General features: G+C 40.2%; 22 protein-coding genes and 1 pseudogene. 3 read left to right on the forward strand and 20 right to left on the reverse strand.

Features of this window, described 5'->3' with window-relative positions; genetic code table 11:
- Positions 1-133: 133 nt before the first annotated feature.
- The 5 genes and pseudogenes from H5092_RS07985 to H5092_RS08005 form a co-directional block, all read right to left on the reverse strand.
- Positions 134-430: a hypothetical protein gene (locus H5092_RS07985; RefSeq protein WP_182725410.1), complete on the reverse strand. Its 297-nt coding sequence runs from the start codon at positions 428-430 to the stop codon at positions 134-136.
- Positions 431-766: 336 nt separating this feature from the next.
- Positions 767-1,854: pseudogene (locus tag H5092_RS20870) on the reverse strand (IS91 family transposase).
- Positions 1,851-2,684 carry a tyrosine-type recombinase/integrase gene (locus H5092_RS07995; protein WP_182733276.1) on the reverse strand — a complete coding sequence of 278 codons (834 nt, stop codon included), beginning with the start codon at positions 2,682-2,684 and terminating at the stop codon, positions 1,851-1,853. Before H5092_RS07995 ends, H5092_RS20870 begins: the two are co-directional and overlap by 4 nt.
- 177 nt (positions 2,685-2,861) lie before the next feature.
- Positions 2,862-3,170, reverse strand: coding sequence for a hypothetical protein (locus H5092_RS08000; RefSeq protein ID WP_182725399.1), 309 nt, complete (start codon positions 3,168-3,170; stop codon positions 2,862-2,864).
- 105 nt (positions 3,171-3,275) lie between these two features.
- A complete protein-coding gene (locus H5092_RS08005) occupies positions 3,276-3,707 on the reverse strand; it encodes a hypothetical protein (protein ID WP_182733277.1) in 432 nt (143 codons plus the stop codon).
- 117 nt (positions 3,708-3,824) lie between these two features.
- Between H5092_RS08005 and H5092_RS08010 the strand changes: the two genes are divergently transcribed.
- Positions 3,825-4,979, forward strand: a complete 1,155-nt coding sequence (locus H5092_RS08010; protein WP_182693009.1) for an IS110 family transposase — start codon at positions 3,825-3,827, stop codon at positions 4,977-4,979.
- A gap of 937 nt (positions 4,980-5,916) precedes the next feature.
- Here H5092_RS08010 and H5092_RS08015 read toward each other — a convergent pair.
- From H5092_RS08015 to H5092_RS08040, 6 genes are all read right to left on the reverse strand, one after another.
- Complete coding sequence (locus tag H5092_RS08015; protein ID WP_182693010.1) at positions 5,917-6,231, reverse strand: CC0125/CC1285 family lipoprotein; 315 nt, start codon at positions 6,229-6,231, stop codon at positions 5,917-5,919.
- Positions 6,232-6,352: 121 nt separating this feature from the next.
- Positions 6,353-6,679 (reverse strand): Imm50 family immunity protein, encoded by a 327-nt coding sequence (locus H5092_RS08020; protein WP_182693012.1) that lies wholly within the window; start codon positions 6,677-6,679, stop codon positions 6,353-6,355.
- Positions 6,680-6,778: 99 nt separating this feature from the next.
- Entirely contained in the window at positions 6,779-7,027 is a 249-nt protein-coding gene (locus H5092_RS08025; protein WP_182693013.1) for a hypothetical protein, read from the reverse strand.
- 142 nt (positions 7,028-7,169) lie between these two features.
- Positions 7,170-7,682 (reverse strand): hypothetical protein, encoded by a 513-nt coding sequence (locus tag H5092_RS08030; RefSeq protein WP_182694106.1) that lies wholly within the window; start codon positions 7,680-7,682, stop codon positions 7,170-7,172.
- 95 nt (positions 7,683-7,777) lie between these two features.
- Positions 7,778-8,041: a hypothetical protein gene (locus tag H5092_RS08035; protein WP_182694107.1), complete on the reverse strand. Its 264-nt coding sequence runs from the start codon at positions 8,039-8,041 to the stop codon at positions 7,778-7,780.
- Between the two features lie 118 nt (positions 8,042-8,159).
- Positions 8,160-8,663: an arsinothricin resistance N-acetyltransferase ArsN1 family B gene (locus H5092_RS08040; protein ID WP_182693011.1), complete on the reverse strand. Its 504-nt coding sequence runs from the start codon at positions 8,661-8,663 to the stop codon at positions 8,160-8,162.
- A gap of 245 nt (positions 8,664-8,908) precedes the next feature.
- Here H5092_RS08040 and H5092_RS08045 point away from each other — a divergent pair, with 245 nt between their 5' ends.
- Entirely contained in the window at positions 8,909-9,877 is a 969-nt protein-coding gene (locus H5092_RS08045) for an integron integrase (RefSeq protein WP_182733278.1), read from the forward strand.
- Positions 9,878-10,067: 190 nt separating this feature from the next.
- Here H5092_RS08045 and H5092_RS08050 read toward each other — a convergent pair whose 3' ends face one another.
- From H5092_RS08050 to H5092_RS08070, 5 genes are all read right to left on the reverse strand, one after another.
- Complete coding sequence (locus tag H5092_RS08050; RefSeq protein WP_149603631.1) at positions 10,068-12,323, reverse strand: acyl-CoA dehydrogenase; 2,256 nt, start codon at positions 12,321-12,323, stop codon at positions 10,068-10,070.
- 339 nt (positions 12,324-12,662) lie between these two features.
- Positions 12,663-13,691: a zinc-binding dehydrogenase gene (locus H5092_RS08055; RefSeq protein WP_182733279.1), complete on the reverse strand. Its 1,029-nt coding sequence runs from the start codon at positions 13,689-13,691 to the stop codon at positions 12,663-12,665.
- Between the two features lie 10 nt (positions 13,692-13,701).
- Positions 13,702-15,114, reverse strand: coding sequence for a TolC family protein (locus H5092_RS08060; protein WP_182733280.1), 1,413 nt, complete (start codon positions 15,112-15,114; stop codon positions 13,702-13,704).
- Positions 15,107-18,259 (reverse strand): efflux RND transporter permease subunit, encoded by a 3,153-nt coding sequence (locus H5092_RS08065; RefSeq protein ID WP_182733281.1) that lies wholly within the window; start codon positions 18,257-18,259, stop codon positions 15,107-15,109. Before H5092_RS08065 ends, H5092_RS08060 begins: the two co-directional genes overlap by 8 nt.
- A 9-nt stretch (positions 18,260-18,268) precedes the next feature.
- Positions 18,269-19,438, reverse strand: coding sequence for an efflux RND transporter periplasmic adaptor subunit (locus H5092_RS08070; protein ID WP_182733282.1), 1,170 nt, complete (start codon positions 19,436-19,438; stop codon positions 18,269-18,271).
- A gap of 119 nt (positions 19,439-19,557) precedes the next feature.
- Here H5092_RS08070 and H5092_RS08075 point away from each other — a divergent pair, with 119 nt between their 5' ends.
- Positions 19,558-20,496, forward strand: a complete 939-nt coding sequence (locus H5092_RS08075; protein ID WP_076925596.1) for a LysR family transcriptional regulator — start codon at positions 19,558-19,560, stop codon at positions 20,494-20,496.
- Between the two features lie 10 nt (positions 20,497-20,506).
- Here the strand turns inward: H5092_RS08075 and H5092_RS08080 are convergent, their stop codons facing one another.
- From H5092_RS08080 to H5092_RS08095, 4 genes are all read right to left on the reverse strand, one after another.
- Entirely contained in the window at positions 20,507-21,544 is a 1,038-nt protein-coding gene (locus tag H5092_RS08080) for a GGDEF domain-containing protein (RefSeq protein ID WP_182733283.1), read from the reverse strand.
- A 147-nt stretch (positions 21,545-21,691) separates the two neighbouring features.
- Positions 21,692-22,663 (reverse strand): GTP 3',8-cyclase MoaA, encoded by a 972-nt coding sequence (gene moaA / locus H5092_RS08085; protein ID WP_007582018.1) that lies wholly within the window; start codon positions 22,661-22,663, stop codon positions 21,692-21,694.
- A gap of 186 nt (positions 22,664-22,849) precedes the next feature.
- Positions 22,850-25,141, reverse strand: a complete 2,292-nt coding sequence (locus tag H5092_RS08090; RefSeq protein ID WP_182733284.1) for a xanthine dehydrogenase family protein molybdopterin-binding subunit — start codon at positions 25,139-25,141, stop codon at positions 22,850-22,852.
- Positions 25,142-25,153: 12 nt separating this feature from the next.
- On the reverse strand, positions 25,154-25,642 hold the full coding sequence (locus H5092_RS08095; RefSeq protein ID WP_007582016.1) for a (2Fe-2S)-binding protein: 489 nt from the start codon (positions 25,640-25,642) through the stop codon (positions 25,154-25,156).
- Positions 25,643-25,774: the final 132 nt, after the last annotated feature.

Raw genomic sequence — 25,774 nt, forward strand, 5'->3', positions numbered from 1 at the left:
AAAAGTGGCTATTATTGCCTGTATAAGAAAGCTTATAGTAATCATAAATTCTATGGTGAGGGATGGTGTCATGTGGGATCCTAAAATGGTTTGAAATTAGGAATTGACACCATAGTCACTTGTTATATTTACATTACTCTAACACTTGGTTTAGGTATGTTTCGACATCAGCGCTTTCATCATTAGCTAATTTAATCTCAAGAATGAAGATAGATAGTGCAAACCAACCAATAGCAAGACCAAAACTGAAGACTAAAAATAAAACTACAGCAGGAATACCGCACCAAATTAACATTGCCAGTAATCGGCTGGTAATATTCAATGGCTTATCTTTTCGATATAATTTTACAGCGTTATTCACGATCTCGATTTTCTTACTATGCTTGAGGTCTTTTAACCTTTTGTCATCATAGAGTTTAAAATAAAACATTAAACTTCCTTGTAAATATAACATTTTAGTATTTATGCGACACGCTGTTTGTGTTGCATAATCGCTTGTTGGACTGAGCCGCTACCTGCTCGGTGTGTCAGAGTTGGTGTTGTTTATGCTATGGGAATTTGCTTTTTGGAGGCTCTCACTTTCCTAGCTGATTTAATCAGCTTAGCTAGTGTTATGTAAGCTTTCCCTGCATTGCTCAGCGCTTATTATGTATTCATTACACCTAAATTTGCCTTAATAAGCAATTATATTTTTTACACGTACAGAGGCCGCTAGCCTGAGCAGTTAAGCAGGTTAACTAATTGATTTTAAGCAGCTACCTAGCTGCTAACTCGTTCGCTCTACTTTGGTCGTTGTTTCATATAACTGGAATACGCCAATTAAACGCAAGATACCTGCCTTACAATGTTGGCAAGGCCAATGCGGTATCAGTGTTACGTTTTCTGTCTTTAGCTTCTCCACTTTACCTATGTGTGATTCTTGTGACCTTATTAATGCTAACTTTCGCTTGCGACATGCATTAGCTAAAAAACCATAGTGACGAATGCGCATAAACCCTCTCGGCAATACATGTTGTAAGTAACGCCGTAAAAATTCATCACAGCTCAGTGTCATTACTTTATCGCGGTTCTTATCTGCATAATCTCGGTATTTAAAACTCACAGTTTGTTTATTTGCTCTCACTAAACGTGATTCTGACATTACGCCTTTTCGGGTATAGCGAGCAAGGTAGCTAACTAAATTTTCACTGTACGTTAAACAGGCTTTGCTATAAACACACCATTTGGTTGGCATGTTTATCTTCGTAAATGAACTATCGCATTCATTGAGCGCCGCCAGCATTTTACCTCTAAAGACTGTTGATAACGCTTTCACGGGGTATAAATAGCCTTTTTCTATTTCATGCCAGTGCGTTTTTTCAAGTGCACCTGCGGGTATCAAACAATGCAGGTGAATATGCTGACTTAAGTTTTGCCCCCATGTATGCAGTACGCTTGTCATGCCTAACTGACCATGCCTCTTTCGTTTCGCAAATTTGTTCAGCGTTTGCCATGCGGCTTTAAATAAAAACTGGTACAACGCGTTTGGTTATAGTGCGCAATGATATTCAACTCATGGGGGAGCGTAAAAACAAGGTGGAAATACCGACACGGTAATAAATCCTCTTGCTGCCTTTGCACCCACTTAGCCGTAGCCATGCCTTGGCAACGCGGACAATGACGGTCTCGACAGCTACATCCAATCTTTTGTGACTCACCACAGTTATCACATTGCCATGCTTGGTAACCGAGCTGACCTGTTCTGCATGATTGAAGGTGCTGACAGACACGCAGTTGTTGATAGCTCATCGTATGATGCTGGCGATAATTCTCAAGATTCGAGTTTAAAATATCAGCGAGGTGTAAAGCGCTCATTGTTTACTCCAGCTCGCAAGCAAATCAATGCCGCCTTGACCTAACTCTGGTAACCAATGTAAGTAACTTTGTGTGGTTTTAATATCACTGTGACCAAGCTGATGTTGCAGTTGATGAAGCGGCATCCCTAACTCAAGTTGATGTGTTGCATAAGCATGGCGTAAAGCATGTGGGTTACAGTGCTTTAAGCCACACGCTTGTGCATGTTTTCTCAATGCCTTTCTGAAGCTTGAGGGTGACATGGATTTATCCATTAACCATCGTGAATAAAACATCCAGCCTGTTGGGTGATACATTTTCCAATAGCGACGTAATTGATTTAGCACGCTATCTGATACAACAACATAGCGTGACTTATCTCCTTTACCATGTTCAATTAAAATGGTTTTACGCTGTCCATCGATGTCTTGCACTTTAATGCGTAGCAGTTCGCCAATACGCAAACCACATCCATAACACACCACTATCAATGTTTTTAAGCGCATATCGGTGCAACTTTCTATAAGCCGTCGCATGTCATCGCGCGATAAATAAGTGGGTGCGCGAAGTTTTATTTTTGGCAGTACAATATCTAAGTTAAGTGGCCGATGTAAAATATTCTTAAACAAGAACCAAATACTGTTTATCTGTATTTTTTGGCTTGCTCTAGAAAGTTTACGAATCGCAGGATCGTTAAAAAAGGCGTTAAGTTCCTCATCAGTAATCGAATCGAGCGGTTTATTAAAATAATGACTGAGTTTTAGTAAATGTTCACAGTAGCTTTTACATGTACTTTGTGAATAACCAAGATAGGCTATTTCAGTTTTGACTTGTTCAATGAGTGTATTCATTACTTACCTCCAAATAGGGGATAACCCCAAGGTAAGTGTGGCTCAAATGGTCAGAATAGGATCTCCGCGTAGCGGCTTAGTTCAACGCCCGCAGCAACGGACGGGTTTTAAGTTGGTGCAGCGAAGCGAAGCGAAACCAGCTTAAAACCGTTCCGATTGACTGCGTTTGTTAGATTTTTACCGGCCCCAGTAAACTCCATGGCTGTTAATGCTAAAAGGTACAACTTTTATTTCAGTTTGAAACTTTAATTCAACGGCATCGGTACTGCTTGATAGAATAGAGATATGCTCAAGATCAGCGACAATTTCGCCTGGTGCAAAATGCCAAATCACCTCACTACTACCACACGAATGCAGGCGAACAGATTCATTCGAAAATGTTAGAAACCTAGGGTATCCCTCATCAGGAAATTTAACCTCAACAAATCCGGCCTTAAATCCTTCCCCGATACTATCAAATATGTACTTTTCTACAGCTATATCCATTGCTGCTCCGTAGTAGGTAAATCTAACGCCGCCAGCAGCGGCCGAGTGAAACGAGGTCCAGCGACCGTAGGGAGCGATGCTGGCTGGCCTTGTTATGAGCTTTTGCTAGTGCCACAACAAATTATTCTTATAGTTCACAGGAGGTTTTCCATCAGTAGTTAACCCTAAGTAGTAATAAAAACTCACCATTTTACCGCCAATGTCGGCGGAACCAACAAAATACCAATGATCTGTATAAGACACTAAACCGAAGTGTGAGCTATGAGAAGCCTCTGAAACTTTAATTTCAGCCCCCTTTAGAAGGGACGCAACATCCATTCCGCGAGGACAGGATTTGAAACCATGGTTTTCATATAGCTCGTTAACGGGTAAGCCTTTCGTAAACATTGCATTATTATCAACAGTGCAAATGAAAGCGTTCTTTTCTAAATACTTTATGCCTATGTCACCTTCAAATTGAGAACTATCTGAAACATTTTTTATGGTTGTGCAACTAACCAACAGAATTATCAGGCTACAAATTAGTAAGTTATTCATATGGCTCATAGACATAATGACTCCCACACGGTGTTAGCCTCCGCTTTTCGTGGGTTAGCTTAATTCAAAGCCAGAGCCATAATTAGTTTGTCAATTAACTAAACAGCAGAGGCTAACATGAATAAACATAGCATACTTTTTATAGGTCTTGATACACATAAAGAATTCAATGAAGTCGCCTATATTGAAGAACATAGAGGTGCGAAACCCGTTCATCTTGGCCGAGTTTCGTCTTCCAAAGTGGCCGTTCAAAAGCTTGTTCGTCAGTTTGAATCCAAATACCCTGGCGCAACACTTCATTTTGTTTATGAAGCTGGCCCATGTGGTTATTGGATTTACAGATTAATTACCAGTCTCGGCCATTGCTGTTATGTGGTTGCACCCTCTCTTATTCCCAAAAAGCCAGGTGAGAAGATTAAAACCGATAAACGTGATGCCCTTAAGCTCGCTAAATTACTTAAATCTGAAGATTTAACACCTATTTATGTTCCCGAGCCTGAAGATGAAGCCGTACGTGATTTATCTCGCGCACGCGAAGTGGCAATGAAGGATTTAAAAGATGCTAAATATCAATTAAAGGCACTGCTGCTTCGCAATAATATTAATTACAGAGGCATTGCAAATTGGTCACAAAAACATTTACGTTGGCTCACTGAGCTTGTGTTGCCACATCCCGCGCAGCACATCGTCTTACAAGAGTTTTTACACACAATTAATGAACGAATAAGCCGACTTGAACGGCTAGACAATGAACTAACACACCATGTTCACCAGTGGCGTTATTATCCTGTAGTAAAAGCAATACAAGCTATGCGTGGCGTTCGTTTGTTGGTCGCCACCGGCGTTGTTGCTGAGCTTGGCGATTTATCGCGCTTCGACCACCCCCGCAAATTAATGAGTTATCTTGGTCTTGTACCTAGTGAGCACTCGAGTGGTGGCAAACGCCATATTGGCGCCATCACAAAATGCGGAAACGGCCGAGCGAGGCGCCTTCTCGTTGAAGGCGCACACACTTATCGGTATGCGGCAAATATATCGACAGATATGCAAAAACGACAAGAAGGTTTACCAAAGGACATTATTGATATTGCGTGGAAAGCACAACTTAGGCTCTGCAAGCGCTATAAAAAAATGATAGCCAAAGGGAAACATTACAACCTGGTTGTCACCGCCATTGCTCGAGAAATGATTGCATACATATGGGCAATTGCAAAAGAAGTGGTGCTAACGCCAGTAAATACAAAACTTAGATTGGCAAGAGTACCTGCATGATAAACGAATTAGAGTTAATGCATAGGATCAAGCATCGGGAGTGGCACAACCACCGACGGCGTTAGGATGGCAATGTAGCTAACGCTTCATTGAACCACGAACATAGACTGAAGACAGGTGCCACGACCAAATAAGTAAGGTCTGCTCTGTTACTAGAAATAGTAATAACCAACGAATATCAGCAAGATAACCGACGACATTACTTGCTTCATCCTATGTATTAACTCGCTCTAATTCGAGCTAAAGTAATTATGGCTTAAAAAAGTTAGGCAGGGATCAGTGCGTTTAACTTGACAGTGGGAGTCATACCACCCCGCTTAGGGGCAATAACACGTGGGCTAAAATTAGAGCGAAGCGACTGAGCCCACGTGTCATTGTCCCAGGGAGCTTGCGACCGACTACAGCGGTTTGTTATGCGTTACCCTGTGCAAAATACAACTGTATTTTTTGATTGCGAAATAAAAACAATACCCAGATAACGATAATAGAAGCGCCAATTACAAAACCTAAAATACTATAGAACGACAGGAAGGCAATGATTCCTGACCAGTATATGAAAACGCCCCACAAAGCCCAACGCCGATGATTTATGGTTCCAAAACAGATTGAAAGAACAAGAATGTTAAATGCCAATAAGCTAGGCGCCATTCCTGACAGCCAGAACTCTGTGTAATCAAGTTTGTTACCATTCAGTTCATAGGTTGCGTTTGGCCAAGGAAAATAAGCAAATACCAATAAGAGCAAATTAGTTAGTGCATTTAAGCGATGCTGAAATTTAAACAGAATTGGAGTGCTTTGAACTTCAGTGAACAGTGAAATCAATATCTTAATAATTCAATCCTTTGAGCTTAAAGAGACGCATAACGCTTAACATATGGGGATTTTAGGAGCGCTTTTTCAGCGAGTAAAATTCCCACCATGATGTTTTTGTTAGCAGTCAATTGCACTTGATTTCAGCTTTTTTCCAAGGATGAGCAAATGAAACACCAGCAGTGCCGACAGCCACAGAGTTGTTTTTCCCCAATTCGGAAGTTAATTCTGTATACCCTTTAGGGCATAACTCGTTTGCTCGACGTAACCAATATGCATTAACAGTTTCTGCTGACGTTGTTCCATTACCCAAATATTCAACATAATAGTGATTCTCACCTATCACTTTATCGTTATAGCCGCCCGACCAAGTGTGTGCTTGGTAGCCAGTTGCACATGCTGTTAAGAATATTGTTCCGATAAGTACTGCGATGAATTTCATTTTATCTCCATGTCTAATTTTGACTGCTAACGCTTTGCACAGCCGCATTTTTGGAGGAACCCGTTTGTGCTATTCAAGCACAAAAAGGAGCGACGGAAAAAATGTCGGCTGGTGCAACTTGTTAAGCATTTTGTATTTTTGCCTGAATGCTTGTGCATTTAAAGTTGCCGCCGATACCGTAACAAGGTTCAATTTCAACTCGATGCACGTTGCCACTAAGTATTCTCATTGTGTCAATCACACTACCTTTTTCAAATTCACTAAGTTCCGATTCTGAAACCCCGTAGAAAATTAGTTCAATCTTAGCATGCAAACATTTCTCAGTATCTATGTACTCAATTTCTAAGGTTAAGCGACCATCTATTTCCTCGTAGCTCAATATAGGAGCATCGCAGAACGCTGGCCAATACCCAAAATATGAAACGATTTCCTGCTGATATTCATTCATATGCTGACGATGCTTAACGCTTAACATATGGGGATTTTAGGAGCGTTTTTTCAGCGAGTAAAATTCCCACCATGATGTTTTTGCTATGTGGCATATTGCTCAAAGTCGACTCATTGTTGAATGATGCACTAGCCAATAACCTACCGCAGCAAAAACACCACCGATTAGAACTGCTAAAGACCATAAAATGGGACCAACAAATACAAGGTTATGATTTTCATTTTGAAGTTTTGCTGCATCGTTATACACAGCCGCACTAAATGCGATGTGAACAATTAAAGTGCCTAGTAAAGGTAACATCGCCCAAACAGAAGCTGATGACCAAAAAATTGGATTACTGATATCCATTTCTAATTTATCTCCATTTTCAAATTATATAATTGCCAGTGAATGACACATAACGCCTCATTCAGAGGCAATAAAATAGTTGGTTAAAATAAGCGACGCAGGAGCAAAAACCAACTGTTTTTTGTCCTGCTGAAATGACTTGTTAGGATATGAGTTGAATTAACCCTGCAACACCTGATATGAAAGAAACGATAGTTACGCCTACAACAATTTTATTTTTAATAAAGTCTCTATAAGCTAGGTGAAATTGACTATATTTAGGATTGATTGAAGTAACCATTTTTATCCCTGACTTAGTTAAAGTAACGGCTTCATTGGTATGGCTTGTATTTGAGTCATAATTTTCAATTAGGTCGTTGATCTTCAAAGATAACAACCCCTCTTGCAATCTAAACTGGATACCTGAGTAACTAGAATTCTCTTCTTTAAGTCTCATGCAATACTCTAATGCATCATATTTAACTTTATCTATAGGTTCTTGGTCAATTGAGTGCCAAAAATACGTAAGTATTTCTTTTTCTATTTTAGATAAATTGATTTTTTTCAAATCTGCAACTTGCTGAGCAAAAACCTTTCTATTTTTATCTTCTATTTGGCTATAAATTTCGCTAACTTTTTCTACTTGCTCTTTAGTTTTTTTTAACGGCTCTAACAAAAGACTCTCCCTGTAATTTAATATCCTAACGCTTAACATATGGGGATTTTAGGAGCGCTTTTTCAGCGAGTAAAATTCCCACCATGATGTTTTTGTTATGCATAGCCGAACTCCAAAAATGCCATTAATGCAAAAAGAGATAAAAGACTACCAGACAGGTAAACTCTTGCTTGCCTGTAGCTATTAGGGTTATCTTTTTTCCGAAGCATTTCCGCTGCGCCAGTAAGTAGAAGTTTAAGACTAGATAAAGATACTTTTCTTTCTAAAGCAACCATAGCCAGATTTACACCAAAGAACATAAACAAAATTAATAGCACTATTGTTGCGATTATTGTTGATGTATTTTCAATATTTACCAAGCTAAATCCTTGCTATGTATAACTTTCCAATAACGGGCGCATACATGTGGGGCATAATGGCGCAGCCGCTCCGCATGTATGCGTCCCAGCGAACGAAGTGAGTGAGTTTATTGGCTTGTTAGGTGCGGAGTTTCAACTGCCAATACCCTACGTCCAACCACTTACTAAATTTAAAACCGACATTGCTAAAGTGAGCAACTTTTTTCATACCCAATTTCTCGTGCAAAGCAACACTTGCAAGGTTTGGTAGCGTAATGCCTCCGATTACGGAATTTACTTCTAGTAAATTCAAATTCTTAATTAATTCGGTGTAAAGAAGTGTTCCGTAGCCTTTACCGTGATGCTTTTCGGAAATGTAAACTGAAGACTCTACAGAAAATCTGTATGCAGCTCTCTCTTTCCATTTGGTAGCGTAAGCATAACCGACAATAGAGCCACTGATTTCCATAACGAGCCAAGGAAGATTGGTGCTACGTGATTTTTCTACTCTATTTCGAATATCGGTACTTGTAACGGTCGTTTCTTCAAACGTAATAGAAGTATTTGAAACATAATGGTTATATATGTTTGCAATACTCTCATAATCTTTAGTTTGAACTTGCCGAATCAATTCATGCTCCATATGTCAGTTAACCTCCTAGCACCTAACAATTTAATAGTGCGCTCATCGCGCATATTTCTGCCAACTATACGCTCATGTATTTTATAAATCTTTTTTACCAAATAACTTAACACATTGCTATATATAATTTTTATTAGCATTCAAACTCTCAATAAAAGAGAAAATGCGCTCGCCGCTCATTTTCTTGAATATGTGTGCATCACAACTATACTGTATATAAAAACAGCGCCATTATTGGTAATAGTATGAAAACACGTTCCCCATTTTTAAATTATATAGCCGATTATATGTTGGTACGTCAGTATTCATTACGCACCGTAGATACCTACCTAAGATGGATTGCATCTTATATCCATTTTCATAATAAACGCCATCCCGCCTCAATGGGGGACAATGAAGTCGAACGCTACTTAGAACATTTAGTGTTAAAGCAAAACGTTGCACCACGTACGCAAGCCACCGCACTCAATTCATTGTCATTTTTATACAAGCACATAATAAAAAAAGAACTCTCATTAAATTTAAATTTTGCCCGTAGTAAAAAACAAGCAAAGCTCCCTGTAGTGATGACCCCAGAGGAAGTTAAAATGTTGATGGCTCATTTAAATAAGCGCTATTATTTAATTGCAGCCCTTATGTATGGAAGTGGCTTAAGAGTAATGGAAGCGGTGCAATTAAGAGTAAAAGATATTGATTTTGATTATAAATGCATTCAAGTATGGAATGGAAAAGGTAATAAACACCGCATTGTTACGCTGGCCACAGAGCTAATTCCTATGCTGAGAAATCAAATTTTGAACGTTGATGACTATTTAAAACTGGATTTAAATAATACGGAATATTCTGGCGTATGGATGCCATATGCTTTAACAAAAAAATATCCAAGTGCCGCAAAATCGCTTGCGTGGCAATATTTATTTCCTTCTCATATATTAAGTTCAGATCCTCAAAGTGGTGAAATAAGGCGACATCATTTTCATCACTCTTGTATTAGAAAAGAGATTAAAAAAGCCGTCCAAAAATCAGGGTTAACAAAAATAATAACACCTCATACATTGAGACACTCTTTTGCTACTCATCTACTGCAAAATGGCGCCGATATAAGAACTGTTCAAGCTCAGCTTGGCCATTCTGATGTTAAAACTACTCAAATTTATACCCATGTACTACAGCAAGGTGCTAACGGGGTTGTTAGCCCTTTTTCAAGATTATAAGCGTCTCTTTTTAATCCTCTACAGATACATATTCACTTTCAAACCAATACCGTCATCTATTTCTACTTTAAATAACACATAAAAAAGCCCCGCTTGTTTTTACACAAGCGGGGCTCCACACTAATACTTTTCAAAAATAAAAGCGCCGATACTGCGGGCGCTTTGCATCATTGAATTTAATTACTTTAACTTACTGATTAACTACGCTTTTAAGCGGGTTAATTGGCTGTGCGTTATCGTCTAGTATGTTCATATCAAAATCGAACTCATCTACACGAATCGCTTTTTCACGTTTGATGTTGTAATCAATTAACTGAACGTGCTCAGCTTGCGTAATTACGTTTGCCGCTAGTGCATTATCAAGCGTGATGTTAAAACGTGCACCAGGCTTAATTACTTTAGCACGTAATGCTTTTTTAACTTTAGCCAGCTCGCCAAGTGATGCCATTTTAGCTTTGTAAGCTTGCTCATTAATATGATGGCCATCGCCCACTACTGGTTTAACTAAATGCGTGATTTGCGCTTTAAATGCGGTATCTAGCTGAGCTTGCTTAGCTAGTTCGCGGATTAAATCGTCGCTAATTTTTGGCATTTTAGTTGAGTAGTTCATTGTAATGAAACGAATAAACTTACGTGTACCACTTGCAGGGAAGTTATCTAAAAACTTATGCAATGCTTCTTCAGCACTTTGTAGTGCAAAACGAGTCGCGTAATGGAAATACGGCGCTGCTTGCTCACGGTCACTACTTGATACTTTTTGCTCGTAGTATTTAATTGATGCCATAGCTGCATATAAGAAGCTCATTACATCACCTAAACGTGCCGATAGCATTTCTGCTTGTTTTAACTTACCGCCAAGTACAAGTAACGAAAAGTCTGCGTACACTGCAAGTTTTGCAGATAATTTATGTACTGCTTTTTCGTAGTCACGTACTTCTGGTAATTCAGAATTAGCACTTGCTGTAAATGGTAAAACACCTAAGCGGAAAGCACGTAAGCTGTTTGCTGTGCTGTAGCCGATTGTTTTACGCAAAATGCCGTTAAATTCTTTATCTGCGCCTTTGTCTTCACTGTGAATTGACTCAACCATAGATTGTAAATATGGGTGACAACGCATAACACCTTGACCAAAGATCATTAGGTTACGTGTAAGAATGTTCGCGCCTTCTACCGTAATGGCAATCGGCTGAGCAACATAACCACTTGCTAATGTATTTTGTGGACCATTTTGAATCGCTTTACCTGCTTGTATATCCATTGCTGAATCAAGCACGTCGCGACCAAGCTCTGTCATATGGTATTTAGCGATTGCGGTTACTACTGATGGTTTTAAACCCATGCCTAAGCCTTCAGTTGTAAGTACGCGCATTGCTTCTTGTAGGTATGTTTTACCTGCAATGTCAGCTAGTTTTTCTTGAATACCTTCAAACTGACCAATGGCTAAACCAAACTGTTCACGCACTGCTGCATATTCAGATGCTGATTTAAATGCAACTTGTGCTGTACTAACACCTAGCGCAGGTAATGAAATACCACGGCCAGCACCTAAACAGCTAACCAGCATTTGCCAACCACGGCCGATGTTTTTCTGTCCACCAATAACAAAATCCATTGGTACAAATACTTTGTTACCACGTGTAGTACCGTTGTAAAAACGAATACCCATTGGGTCGTGGCGATTACCAAGCTCTACACCTGGGTGCTCTTTAGGAATAAGTGCACAGGTAATGCCTAGGTTTTCTTTACCACCTAGCAGACCATCAGGGTCAACTACTTTAAATGCTAAACCAAGTACGGTAGCAATAGGCGCAAGTGTAATGTAGCGCTTGTCCCAGGTAATTTCTAAACCAAGGACTTCTTCGCCGTTGTACATACCTTTAGTTACTTTACCAACATCAGGAATACCACCTGCATCAGAACCCGCTTCTGGGCTTGTTAATGCAAAACATGGAATATCTGTACCATTTGCTAGGCGTGGTAAGTAATGTGCTTGTTGTTCTTGCGTACCAAAGTGAAGTAATAACTCACCTGGCCCTAGCGAGTTAGGAACCATTACGGTTACCGCAACTGCTGAGCTTTTAGTCGCAATTGTGCCAACAATGGTAGAGTTTGCATAAGGGCTAAACTCTAAACCACCAAACGACTTAGGAATGATAAGCGAGAAAAAACGCTCTTTTTTCAAAAATTCTAAGATGTCATTTGGTAAATGAATGCCGTTTTGAATCACTGAATCGTCAATCATGCCCAATAACTCTTTTACTGGACCGTCTAAGAATGCTTGCTCGTCTGCGCTTAATGTAGCAGCAGGTACGTCGCGAAGTGCACTGAAATCAGGTTTACCTTGGTAGATAGAACCTTCAAGCCATACATCACCCGCGTCTAGCGCTTCTTGTTCTGTGATAGAAATACTTGGTAATACTTTTTTTAGTTTTGTACGTAAACTCATGATTGAACTCATCCGACCAGCTAAATAATACCTACATTACGTCATAAAAAATCGTTTAGATCAATTACTCTATTCAATTAATTAACAGTTTTTTCAATTTATTTTCTTTACCTGAACGTAAACTGTTGAAACACAAAGGCTTACAGTTGTACGCTGAAAAAAAGTATTTTGACTAAAATGATGAATAAAACAGCAAAAGCGCTAGCGCTGTATCTATTTTTTGATGGGCATAAAAAAACGCAGCACAAATAGGCTACGTTTTTATTCAATTTGTAGAGGCTACATTATCAGTTAATCTAGCTAAAACTACTTAAATTTAAATCAAATTGTATAAGCGCTTCACTTAGCAACTTTAACAATTTGCTTGCCGGTAAAACCACCAGCAAGTTGTTTATTAAGCGCTTGCGATACTGACTCAGCACTAAAGTCTACGGGCGTTATTTCTGGGTGTTTAATGTCCCCACTAACAGCTCCTTCAAGTAACAGGTTGCCCATAAAGCTCAAGCGTTGTTGTGCACATAAACTATTAGCAAGCCATGCACCACCAATCGATACAACGCTAATATTCGGCGCTCGGTGATACATTAAGTCTTGATCAAAACAAGGTAGCGGATTTAAGCAGGCAATACGTCCGCAAAAACGCATTAACTCAATATTACGCTGAGTACACTCTCCACCTATCGTATCAATAACCGCATCAAAGCCTTGCGGGCCAAGTTCTCTGCGGATTTTTTCGCATAGCTTTTTATCGCTATAGTCAAAAACCACATCAGCGCCTAGCTGCTTAACCAATTTATGGTTACGCTTTGATGCGGTGGTAAATACATCTGCACCGCGCTGTTTTGCATATTGAATAGCAAACTGTCCTACCGCTCCGGCTCCGCCTTCAATAAAAATAGTATCGCCTTCACTAATACCTATTTTATCTAAGCTGATAAGTGCTGCCATACCGGAGCATGGAAGTGTAGCTGCAATGGCCGGATTTAAACCGCTTGGCACAACCGACACTGCAAAGTTAGGTACTTTGGTGTATTCGCTCAAAGCACCTTGCTCACCAATGTTGGCATGCCACATAACCCGCTGGCCAACATTTGGAAACACACCTTTATTAGCTTTAACCACAACACCTACAGCATCTAAGCCTAAAATGTGTGGATACTGCCATTTACAAAAGCCTGTTTTAGCAAATTGACCATCAACTGGATTTAAACCAACGTACTCTACTTTTACAAGCAGCTCGTTATCTGCACAGTCTGGAACAGGCAGCTCAGCATCTGCTAAGTCAATTGCTTCATTTGGTTCTGGCAGTACAATAGCGCGCATCGTTTGCGGGATAATGTATTCATGTAAATTTTCAGTATTTGGCATCAATATAACTCTACTTATTAGTGTCGTTTAACGCATAACTCCATTGGCCATTAAATGACTGGTAAGCATTTACTTTGGCAAGCAGTGAAGAAATTGTTGTTTCAACAGCATTTTCTTGTGCTATTAAAACATCCTGACGCGCATCTAACAACTCAAGGTAAGGAATTTGGCCTTCTTCATACATTGCTTGGGCTTGTAAAAATGCTTTATTAGCAAAGTCATAGCGCTCATCTGCAAAGCGTTTTTGCTGTGCCTGATTGACCAACAATTGCAGTGAAAGTTCACTTTCACTTAGTGCAGTTAATACCACTTGTTGATAATCGCTGTATGCGGCTTCACTTAAAAACTGCTGCGCGTCGCGCTGTGCTAATAATGCTGGGTAACTTAATAACGACCATTGTAACTGCGGCGCTACTTGCCACTGCTGATCAGTATTTTTTAAGCCTGTGCTGTCTATACTCACAACCCCTGCAAATGCAGATAAGCTAATATCTGGTAATAACGCTTTGCTAGCTGCAACACTTAAACTATTTGCTTGGCTAAAGTCAAACAGTGCACGGCTAATATCAGGACGTAAGGCAATGGCATTATTAGCGTTTTTTAATGCTACGCTAAAGTCACGTTCAAGCACGCCTTGCTCGTTTTCAATAGCAATATTTTGCGCTAACTTACCGCTTAGTACTGCAAGAGCAGATAAATCGCTGTATTTTGCATACTCAATGGCAGGCATTAGTGCTTGTTGCTGCCTAAGCTGCGCCATAGTACGGTTTAAATCAAGCTCGTTTGCGACGCCTTCGTCAACACGGGCTTGAAGAACGTCAATACTTTGCTCAAGCGCTTCAATTTGAAGTGTAACAATGTGTTGTTTTTCAACATTACCTTGATAACTTACAAAGCCTTTAACAACTGACGATACTACTTCAATTTGCAGTAAGCGTACTTGCTCTGCTTGGCTCATGGCCGATGCATTTGCAGCATCAACCAACGCCGTAATGCGACCAAATAAATCTAGCTGCCAATCAAGTGCAACGTTTGCACTTGATTGGCGGTCATAAACGCTTGGTGCATCGCTTCGAGCTGCGCCAACATTTACGCCACCTTGCGGAAGGTACTGGGCTTTTTGCTCTCCTAATCGCGCTAATGCACTTTTAAGTGTTAGCTGGCTTGTTTGCAAATTATAGTTATTTGCAAGCGCACCAGTAACAAGCTCATTTAGTTGATCAGAATTAAGCTTTTTCCACCAGTTTGTTTCATCAGCAACGCTAACGTTACTCGCAATATTAGCTTTAGCAACAAATTCGTTAACGGCTTTTTGCTCGCCCATGGTGTCTATTTTACTCGCGCACCCGGCTAAAAACGCAGCGACTAATACCGCACTGACAGTTAGACTTGTTTCAAGCCTTTTTTGCATTAATTTAGTCATGAGTATTCTCCTGCGCTTTCTCTTTTTTGTTAGTCACTAACATATAAAATACCGGCGTAAACAATAGGCCAAACACGGTTACACCTATCATGCCTGAGAATACTGCGTTACCCATTGCGTGTCGCATTTCGGCGCCCGCACCGGTGGCAAGTACTAACGGTACAACACCTGCTGTAAATGCAATTGACGTCATTAATATTGGGCGCAAGCGCATACGACATGCCTCAAGTATTGCCTCTAAGTGCGATAAGCCTGAGTCGTGTCTATCTTTTGCAAACTCAACCATCAATATTGCATTTTTAGAAGCCAACGCGACCAGTACTATTAACGCTATTTGGGTGAATATGTTGTTGTCAGAGCCGACAAACCACACACCTAACAAGGCTGAGAAAATAGTCATTGGTACAATTAATATAATTGCCAGTGGTAAACGTAAGCTCTCGTACTGCGCTGCAAGTACCATAAATACAAGTAATACAACTAACGGGAATACATAAACCATGGTGTTACCGGCAAGTACTTGTTGGTACGTTACTTCAGTCCACTCATATTCAATACCTGTTGGTAGTGTGTCTGCGAGTACTTTTTCAATAGCAACTTGTGCTTGATCAGAGCTATAACCTGGCGCTGGGCTACCATTTAGTTCTGCACTTGGGTAACCGTTGTAATGCATAACACGGTCAGGACCAATTGTTGGTGTTACTGTTAATACAGAGCCTAGTGGCACCATATTACCTGAGCGGTTTCGTACTTTTAAATTAAGTATTTGATCAGGGTCTAAGCGGTAGTCAGCATCAGCCTGTGCATTTACTTGGTACGTACGACCAAACATATTAAAGTCATTTACGTACACAGAGCCTAAGTAAATTTGCAGTGCATTAAATACTTCATCAAGTGGAATACCTTGAATAAGCGCTTGTTCGCGGTCAATATCAATATCCATTTGTGGAACTTGGATACGGAAACTTGAGTACAGGCCCATTAATGCTGGGTCTTGTTGCGCTTTACCAATAACGGCTTGCAGGCTATTAAATAGTGCCTCAAATCCTTTATTAGCTCTGTCTTCTATTTGCAGTTTAAAACCACCTGTAGTGCCCAAACCTTGAATTGGCGGCGGTGGAAATACCGCTACAAATGCCTCATCAATGGCAGCAAAACGTTTATTCAACTGCGCCGCTATCGCCATCGCTGATTGGCTCGGATCGGTACGTTTGTCAAAGCTCTCAAGTGGTGTAAATACAATGCCGCTGTTAGGGCTGTTTGTAAAACCGTTCACTGATAAGCCAGGAAAAGCAACAGTATGTGCAACGCCTGGGACTTCTAATGCAATTTGCTGCATTTGAGCAAGTACGTCTTCAGTACGATCAAGGCTTGATGCGTCAGGTAACTGCGCAATAGCCACTAAATACTGTTTGTCTTGCTGTGGAATAAAGCCACCTGGTACGGAATCAAATAACTTAATTGTGCCGCCAACAAGTGCAATATAAGCCACCATTACAACAACGGTCATACGGATTAGTTTTTGTACCAGTTTTTCGTACCCTTTAGCACCACGATTAAATACGCGGTTAAATGGTTTAAACAACCAACGTCCAAACAATTTATTAAGTAAACGCGTGAACGCATCTGGTTTTGCATCGTGTGATTTTAATAACAATGCAGCAAGTGCAGGCGATAACGTTAATGAGTTAAATGCTGAGATAATCGTCGAAATTGTAATTGTAAGTGCAAATTGCTTATAAAATTGACCTGATAAACCGGTAATAAACGCAGTAGGAATAAATACAGCACTTAGTACTAGCGCAATGGCAATAATAGGGCCTGTTACTTCGCTCATTGCAACGCGGGTTGCTTCAAGTGGCGATAAGCCTTTTTCGATATTACGCTCTACGTTTTCAACAACTACAATCGCATCATCTACAACAATACCTATGGCCAAAACTAAACCAAACAACGACAAGGTATTAATTGAGACACCTAACCACTGCATTACGGCAAATGTACCAATAAGTGAAATAGGCACAGCAATTAGCGGAATAATTGATGCACGCCACGTTTGTAAAAATACAATAACAACAATAACTACCAGTACAATTGCTTCAAGCAAAGTGGCAATTACCGCGTCAATTGAGCCGCGAACAAATACCGTAGGGTCGTACACAATGTCGTATTCAACACCAGTAGGGAAATCTTTAGATAAGCGCGCCATTGTTTCGCGTACTTGATCAGAAAGCTCAATAGCGTTTGAACCTGGGCGTTGGAATATTGGCATTGCAAGAGCTGGTTGGTTGTCAAGCTCTGCACGCAGTGCGTAAGTGTCTTGACCTAAATCAACACGGGCTATATCAGATAAGCGCGTTAACTGACCTTCGTCGCCTACTTTAATAATAACTTGTTCAAATTCTTCAATACTGTTTAAACGACCTTTAACGTTTAACAGTATTTGAAATTGACTGTCGTTTGAAATTGGTTGCGCACCTAAACTACCTGCAGCAACTTGCTGGTTTTGCGAGCGAAGTGCTGTTACTACATCTGTTGCTGTTAATTCGCGTGCAGCAAGTGCATCTGGGTTTAGCCATACTCGCATTGAGTATTTGCCAGCACCAAACATGCGAATATCACCTACGCCTGGTAAGCGCGCAATTTCATCTTTAATGTTTAAATCAGCATAGTTAGATAAGTAAGCTGTGTCGTGCGTTTTTTCAGGTGAGTATAAATGCACTACCATGGTTAAATCGGGTGATGACTTTTCAGCCACAACACCTAAACGTTGTACTTCTTCTGGCAAACGCGGAAGTGCACTGTTTACACGGTTTTGTACTTGTACTTGAGCACGATCTAAATCGGTACCTAACGCAAAGGTCACCGTTAATGTCATACGGCCATCGCTTGTACCTTGCGAAAACATATACAACATGTTTTCAGTGCCGTTAATTTCTTGCTCCAGCGGTGTTGCCACTGTTTGCGCAATAACGGTAGGGTTAGCACCTGGGTAGTTGGCGGTAACAACAACTGTTGGAGGAACTACTTCTGGGTATTCACTTACTGGTAATTGGAATAGTGATATGCCACCAGCAATTAAAATAACCAACGACAGCATAGCCGCAAATATTGGGCGCTGTATAAAGAAATGCGAAAATTTCATCAATAAACCTTATTGCTTAGCCACGAGTTGTGCGTTGTCGTTTGACAATGTAAATGCCACACCGCTTGTATCAATTGTTACTGTTTGAGGAGAGATTGGCATACCAGGACCTACGCGAGCAGGACCATTTACAGCAATTACATCACCTTCGTTAAGGCCTGAAGTAACCGCACGTAATGCACCGTAACGCTCACCAATAGTAATTAGTTTGTATTCAAGTACGTTGTTTTCGCCAACGGTTAGTACAAAGCGATTTTTTAAGTCAGTACCAATTGCACGTTCTGGGATAATAATAGCGTCGCTAATAGAGTTGGCTGCAAGCTTAATACGTGCAAACGAGCCTGCGCGTAATTGGTTGTTGTCTTCATTAAATACCGCACGTACGCGTAATGTACCCGTTGATGAATTAATTTGGTTATCGATAAAGTTAATGTAGCCTTTATATGCAAAATCACTTTGACCGACTTTTTGCATTACAACAGTTTGGTGGCTCGCAGCAGTAACATCATTGAAAGAGCTATTCCATGTGCGTTCATCAACATCAAAATAAGCGTACATAGCTTGGTTTGAAACAATCGATGTTAATACGCTTTGACCCGCAAGTACGTTATTACCTTTGGTAATATTTGCGCGAGAAATAATGCCATCAATTGGTGATACTACTGACGTAAACTCTAAATCAAGCTCTGCTGAAGTAAGTTGTGCTTGAAGTGCAGAAAGCTGTGCTTCGCGTTGGCGCAGTGTTGAAGTACGCGCTTGTGCTTGCTCAGTTGAGATTGCCTTACGGTCTAATAAGCGTACCGCACGTTTGTCTTCACTTTTAGCTTGTTCAAGTGCGGCTTCTGCGCTATTGATTTGTGCTTTTAAGCTTGCAACAACCGCTGCAAATGGGCGAGCATCTAATTGAAATAAAACATCGCCTTCTTTAACCACATCGCCTTCTTTAAATTCAATGCTATCGATGATTCCTGATACACGCGGCATTAAAGCAACTTCTTGTGGAGACTCTAAACGAGTTGTATATGTGTGCCAGCTCTGTACCGGCTTAACAAGCACCTGTGCTACATCAATTGGTTGAAGTTGCTGTGCAGGTGCTGATTGAGCTGTGCTCTCATCAGCACAACCCGCAAGTGTAAAAGAGGCCGCAGTAAGTGCAGCAGCAATTAGATGTTTGTTCATGAAGACGCTCCATTGTTGATTAGCCTCGCATAATACGGATTAAACCCGTGTGTAAAAACCATAGATTTTTAAATTCATTAATGCCAAAATGGCATCAATAGATTAGTTAAGGTGTAATAATGGATACAACAAGTCGACTTTTAATGTTACTTGAAGTAGTTGAGCAAGGCTCTTTTGCTAAAGCTGCTGAAATACGCAACATAGATCGCTCTGTTATATCTAAACAAATTAGCCGTTTAGAGGATGAGTTAGGCGTTAGGTTACTTAACCGAACTACCCGTTCATTTTCGCTCACAGCGGCGGGCGCCGAAATGATCAAAAAAGCCGCTGAGCTTAGAGAGCTGCTCGGCGAAACCGTGCGCATGGCTGAAAACTACCATTTAGAGCCGCGCGGCGTTTTAAAAATCACTTCATCAACACTTATTGGTCGTCGTTATTTACAACCTGTGCTTAATGATTTTCAAAAACGCTTTCCGCAAGTAGAAGTCGAACTGCGTTTAGACGACAGATTAGTTGATATTGTCTCTGAAGGATTTGATTTGGCTTTTCGTGTAGGAGAGCCTAAAGACTCGTCACTTATTGCACGTAAAATAGCGCGTAACCGGTTATTAATTTTAGCTGCGCCACAGTTTATTGAAACTTATGGTATGCCAAAAACAATGGAAGAGTTAGCGCAATTACCAGCAGCAAGCTATGCCAGTAATTCTATTCGAGTAGAAGCTATAGATTACTACGATAGTAAAGGTGAACGCTGCGAGCAAAAAATAAAAAGTGTGTTTCGTGCAAACGATGCAGAATCATTGTTAATGAAAACATTGTCGGGCACAACTTACTTTGTCGCACCTGCATTTATTATTGGTGATGAAATAATACAAGGTAAGTTAGTGCCTTTATTGACCGATGTAAAACTGATGGAGTTTAGCGCGATGTATGCCGTATATCCGCATCGAGATTTACCAGTAAGAACCCGATTATTTTTTGATGCTGTACGCGAGCATTTAGGAAAAGATAAACCGATTTGGGAAAACGGGATCCCTAACTTTGAACAAATGTACTAAGTAGCACGACTTACGCAACGACTGCCTGGTAATCATTTTCTTTTTTAAACTTACAATACACTTTATTGCGACCAAATTGCTTTGCTTTGTATAACTGTTTATCAGCTTGATTTACAAAGCTTTCCAATGAATTGGTACTTTTAAATTTTGCGACACCAATACTGGTTGTAACATTGATTGCAAGGCCGTCAATGTCAAATGTGGTATTTTCAAAACGTGCTCTTATTTGTTCAGCGGTATTAAGTGCAGTCTCTTCATTTGCAAAAGAGCTAAATAAAGCAAACTCTTCACCGCCTACTCTAAATACATACCCTCTACCAAGCACAACCCTTAGTAAAGTGGCCACTTCGATAAGTACTTGGTCACCGACACCATGGCCATGCTCATCATTTATCTGCTTAAAAAAGTCTAAATCGAGTAAAAACAAATATAACTGTGACTTATCTTGTAGTTCAACTTCAAAGTAGTGGTTCATTGAAAGGCGATTGCCTGCACCCGTTAGTGGGTCAAGTAACGCTAAATTTTTAAGTCGCCTTGAAAAATGTGAGCGGCTCCCTTCAAAAACATGAGAAATCGCCCAAATACTTAAATAAGCACAGAGTAGATTAAGAGATAAGTTAAAAGTTTCAAAGGGGGCAAGTGTAGACTTACTCCCTAAAATAAACACTTGGATCACTAATAAATTTGCAGAGAAAATTACACCATATTGTTTACCTAGTAACAGGTAGTACAAAATAGGTAATGCAAACGACCATACAAACACACCATTACTAGGCGTTGCTAAGGATGTACCTATAATAATAATTAACGTTACCAGTGCACACATTATTAAGGATTGCCAAAACTGTAGTGGACGGCGTTTAAGTGAAATATAAGTAAATATACAATAAATAGAAAAACAGATTTCGATATAGCCTAGCAATGGAAAATTATTTACGGTCAAATTAACACTCGCAAATCCAACCGATAAAACACCAAAACAAAGGCACATTCCTCTTAGAACGTCCTTTCTTAATGATTTAGTGCTATTAAGGGCTGCGATATCCATTCTAATCACTTAATAAAAATAAAAAGTAAGTTTAACGTGAAAATACAATTTAACAAGCTTTGTTGCTCTAAAACCATGTAAACACACCCTTTTATTGGTGATTTAGGGACACGTTTGATGTTTTTGTTTACAAATTAGCTCTAACAATTAACCACCTAACATAGATAAATTAGTGGTGATGCCCGTATTACCTTGATGCAAAAGATGAGTTGGCTTCTTAGTTTTAATATAACGAGATAACAATGCCATTAATTCACTGTTTGAACTGTCGTTCATATATTCTCTTAGCGAAATACCCTCTTCAGAAAACAAACACAAGTGCAGATTTCCTTTTGCTGTAACCCTTAGTCGATTACAGGTACTACAAAAATCATTGCTGTAAGGCATTATTAAACCAATTCTGCCTTGATAATCAGGATGCGCAAACTCTTGAGCAGGACCTGCTGATGCACTACGCGCAACTTGCTGCCAGCCCGTTTGTAGTAGCTGAGTTTTTAAAACTTGCCCAGAAACATGGTTAGCATCAAAAAAGGCTTTGTTGTCGTTTGTTTGCATCAATTCTATAAAGCGGATGGTGACGGGGCGGTGTTTAACCCAATTTAAAAATGTATCAAACTCTTTTGCGTTGTATTGCTTCATCAGCACGCTGTTTATTTTTACTGAATCAATACCCGTTTCAAGCGCAGTATCAATACCTTTCATTACTGAGGTAAATTTGTCATGCCCAGTAATGGTGTTAAACATGCGCGAATCTAAGCTATCAATGCTTACATTAATGGCGTTTAAGCCTGCATCTACCCAGTCATGAATATTCTTATGAAGAGAAAAACCATTGGTAGTCATTGCAATTTTTTTTATGCCCGCAACATCTTTTGCCGCGCGAACAACATCTATAAAGTCTTTTCTAAGGGTTGGCTCTCCGCCAGTGATCCTTACTTTTTCAATACCATGGTGTGCAAACGCTTTAAGCGTATTGCTAATTTCATCAATTGTGAGAAAGCCACGGTCGTGACCGCCCTGATAACCATCTGGTAAACAATAAACACACTTAAAATTACATACATCCGTAATAGACAAACGTAGGTAACTAAACTCTCGCCCTGTTGGGTCGATTAGCATAAATAAACCTTAACTAATATCAACACGTAATAACAACCTAATACCAATTTGCAATAATACTTAATCGTTTAATTAAGCAAACTGGTATAAACAACGCTACCTATTGATACATAAATAATAATTACATAAATATATTTAATAACTAAAAGGGGCTGCATAAAGCATACCCCTTTAATTATTTTTGTTTTACGCTTTTAAGCCTTTTTTAAGTTCGCTTGGCTTCATTGGTAGGTCACGTAAACGCACGCCTACAGCATTAAACACTGCATTACCAATAGCAGGAGCAACTCCTATCACGCCAGGCTCACCTAAACCAACTGGAAACTCATCGCTTTGTAAAAACTCGATGTCCATATCTGGCACATCTTGCATTCTTAGCGGTAAATAAGTATTAAAGTTAGTCGCAGATACTTGCCCATCTTTATACGTATTTGATTCATGCAATGCAAGGCTGCTGCCCCATAGTAACGACCCTTCAATTTGCGCCAGTGCGCCATCTGGGTGAACTATTAAGCCCGCATCTACAACAACATAAAGCTTTTTCAGCGTTATTTTACCACTATCACGGTTAACGTGAACATGCGCTGCGGTTGCAAGCCATGCTGGCATGGTACGTTCTTGCCCTGAGCTTACAGAAAAACCAATGCCTTCGTCTTTCGCTAATTTTACAGAAGCTACTTTGTCAGACACCGTTTTAAGCACATTACGTAAGCGCAGTGCTCCGCCAACGCTCTCAGGTGCTTTACCCGCTTGCTTGCCTTTACCATCTAACATTTCAATTCTAAATTGAACAGGATCTTTGCCTTGCTTATGGGCAATTTCATCAATAAACGACTCAAGACTCCATGCAATCCAACCTGGCCCTACTGAACGTAACCAACCTGGATTAAAGGTGCTTTGTGCAACTTTGTTATTAATAGCGCGTGCACGATGACTGCTCATGCTATACCAATGATCAGCGCCTGATGCCGAAAATGCATCAAATTTACCTTTGCCATCAACACCCGGTGATAAAAACCCTGGTGCCATAGCTTTAGTAGGCCAACCAGCGGCAAATGCATGTTCCATTCCTGTGAAGGTACCATTTTTATCAAACGACGCCGTCATTTTTGCAGCAGATGCGGAGCGAGACTGATCGAATAAACTATCGTCTGCTCGTGTAAATACCAGTTTTACTGGTTTACCTACTGCTTTTGCAGTTAGAGCCGCAGGTACAGTCCAATCACCAAATAATCGACGACCAAAACCACCACCTAAATAATAAGGACGAATAATTACTTTGTTTTGTTCTATATCGAGTGCTTTAGCAAGCGCTGGTAACGTAAGTGACTGCCACTGGTTACCGGTATGAATAATCCAATTTCCGTCTTTAAACTCTGCAACCGCATTTAATGGCTCTAGCTGATAATGACTCGCTGTCGCTGTGGTATACATTGATTCTAACGACTCACTAGCGTCTGCTTGGGTTTTCTTTATATCGCCTTCATCAACAAACAAAGTACCCGAGTCGCGTTGCTCGCATAATCGCTTACCTTCTTTTTGAATATCAGCTTCAGATATATTTGCCGACTCACCCTTTTTGTAACTCACGTTTAAAGCATCTACTGCTTTAATGGCACTTGGGTAACTATCAGCTAATACAACAACCCAGCCTTGCACTGTGTTACTAGGGTCATTTAAAATTTCATAGCCTTTGTAACCTTTAATTGCTTTTGCTGCACTATCGTCAACATTTGTTACTGTACTGCCATAACGAGTTGGTGGAATAACTGGGCGCGCGTACAGCATGCCTTCAACTTCTACATCTATCCCATATACTGCTGTACCATTTGTTTTGGCTGGTATATCAAGCGCTTTAAAGTCTTGTTTAAGCCCTGTTAAATGACGTTTATTAGCCGGTTTTAGTGGAAGGTTTGCAACTTCATCACTGGTAAATGTACGATTAAACTCGCCTTTTTTAACTATGTCTGCGTAACTAACCGATTTTTCGCCTGAAATAATATAGCCCTTTTCAGCACGACATTTGTCTGCAGGCACGCCGAGCATTTTAGCTCCAGCTTCTATTAATGCAATTCGACCCGCAGCGCCGGCTTGAGATAATGGCTTAAAGCTTTGAAATACAGACCATGAACCACCCGTTACCATAAAGCCCCATTTTTCATGAGTATCTACGTAGGTAATTGATACTTTATCCCAATCACATTCAAGTTCATCAGCCACAATACGCGCAAGAGCAGTACCGATATGTTGACCCATTTCAGCTTTAGCAATACTCACTTCTACGGCACCGTCGGTGCTCATAGTCCACCAAATTGTTGGTGAGAAAGCCTGTTGCGCAATTGATTCTTTTGCACTGAGCGAACCCGAAAATAACGCAGGGGCAAACGCCATGACTAAGCCTGCGCTAGCAGTGCCAATCATAAACGAGCGACGATTTAAATTAACGGTTTCGCTATTTTTTTGAAATAATTTTTTCATTATCGGCTCCAGTTAAGCGTCTTGTGCATTTGGATCAAATATATTTACTACACTTTGTGACTCATCTGCAGCGCGTTGAATAGCAGTTTTAATACGTTTATAAGCCATACAGCGACAGTAGTTACCATTCATATGGCTTACTATTTCTTCATCTGAAGGACTTGGATTAGCTGCCAGTAATGTAGCAGCTTGCATTATTTGCCCCGACTGACAGTAACCGCACTGTGGTACTTGCTCTTCAACCCATGCTTTTTGAAGTGGGTGTTCGTTATTAAGCCCTTCAATTGTGGTAATGTTTTTTCCTGCAATAGCGCCAATTGGTAAAACACAGGAGCGAGTTGCTTGCCCATCTAAATGCACCGTACACGCACCACACATTGCAATACCGCAACCAAACTTCGTACCTTTTAATCCAATTTCATCGCGAATAACCCATAATAATGGTGTATCTTCACTTGCGTGTGATTCAACCACCTTGCCATTAATTGTAAACGTCACCATAGCTTGCCCCTTGATTAAGCTTTATAACCTGCGTTTAAATTGTTTAATTTAAACGCAGGTTATAACAGTTAAGATTGTTGTAACTACTAATCCATAACACATATAGTTACCGCATCAGCTACATTAACAGCT

Origin of the sequence: Pseudoalteromonas sp. SR41-7 (assembly GCF_014163935.1) — a bacterium.
GTDB lineage: Bacteria > Pseudomonadota > Gammaproteobacteria > Enterobacterales > Alteromonadaceae > Pseudoalteromonas > Pseudoalteromonas distincta.

Coding starts and splice junctions, on each gene's coding strand:
- H5092_RS08025 (WP_182693013.1), bottom strand. CDS start 7,027: ATGGATATCAGTAATCCAATTTTTTGGTCATCAGCTTCTGTTTGGGCG.
- H5092_RS08080 (WP_182733283.1), bottom strand. CDS start 21,544: ATGGATATCGCAGCCCTTAATAGCACTAAATCATTAAGAAAGGACGTT.
- H5092_RS08065 (WP_182733281.1), bottom strand. CDS start 18,259: ATGAAATTTTCGCATTTCTTTATACAGCGCCCAATATTTGCGGCTATG.
- H5092_RS08060 (WP_182733280.1), bottom strand. CDS start 15,114: ATGACTAAATTAATGCAAAAAAGGCTTGAAACAAGTCTAACTGTCAGT.
- H5092_RS08055 (WP_182733279.1), bottom strand. CDS start 13,691: ATGCCAAATACTGAAAATTTACATGAATACATTATCCCGCAAACGATG.
- H5092_RS07995 (WP_182733276.1), bottom strand. CDS start 2,684: ATGAATACACTCATTGAACAAGTCAAAACTGAAATAGCCTATCTTGGT.
- H5092_RS08015 (WP_182693010.1), bottom strand. CDS start 6,231: ATGAAATTCATCGCAGTACTTATCGGAACAATATTCTTAACAGCATGT.
- H5092_RS08000 (WP_182725399.1), bottom strand. CDS start 3,170: ATGGATATAGCTGTAGAAAAGTACATATTTGATAGTATCGGGGAAGGA.
- moaA (WP_007582018.1), bottom strand. CDS start 22,663: ATGCTAATCGACCCAACAGGGCGAGAGTTTAGTTACCTACGTTTGTCT.
- H5092_RS08010 (WP_182693009.1), top strand. CDS start 3,825: ATGAATAAACATAGCATACTTTTTATAGGTCTTGATACACATAAAGAA.
- H5092_RS08095 (WP_007582016.1), bottom strand. CDS start 25,642: ATGGTGACGTTTACAATTAATGGCAAGGTGGTTGAATCACACGCAAGT.
- H5092_RS08045 (WP_182733278.1), top strand. CDS start 8,909: ATGAAAACACGTTCCCCATTTTTAAATTATATAGCCGATTATATGTTG.
- H5092_RS07985 (WP_182725410.1), bottom strand. CDS start 430: ATGTTTTATTTTAAACTCTATGATGACAAAAGGTTAAAAGACCTCAAG.
- H5092_RS08020 (WP_182693012.1), bottom strand. CDS start 6,679: ATGAATGAATATCAGCAGGAAATCGTTTCATATTTTGGGTATTGGCCA.
- H5092_RS08075 (WP_076925596.1), top strand. CDS start 19,558: ATGGATACAACAAGTCGACTTTTAATGTTACTTGAAGTAGTTGAGCAA.
- H5092_RS08070 (WP_182733282.1), bottom strand. CDS start 19,438: ATGAACAAACATCTAATTGCTGCTGCACTTACTGCGGCCTCTTTTACA.
- H5092_RS08050 (WP_149603631.1), bottom strand. CDS start 12,323: ATGAGTTTACGTACAAAACTAAAAAAAGTATTACCAAGTATTTCTATC.
- H5092_RS08005 (WP_182733277.1), bottom strand. CDS start 3,707: ATGAATAACTTACTAATTTGTAGCCTGATAATTCTGTTGGTTAGTTGC.
- H5092_RS08090 (WP_182733284.1), bottom strand. CDS start 25,141: ATGAAAAAATTATTTCAAAAAAATAGCGAAACCGTTAATTTAAATCGT.
- H5092_RS08040 (WP_182693011.1), bottom strand. CDS start 8,663: ATGGAGCATGAATTGATTCGGCAAGTTCAAACTAAAGATTATGAGAGT.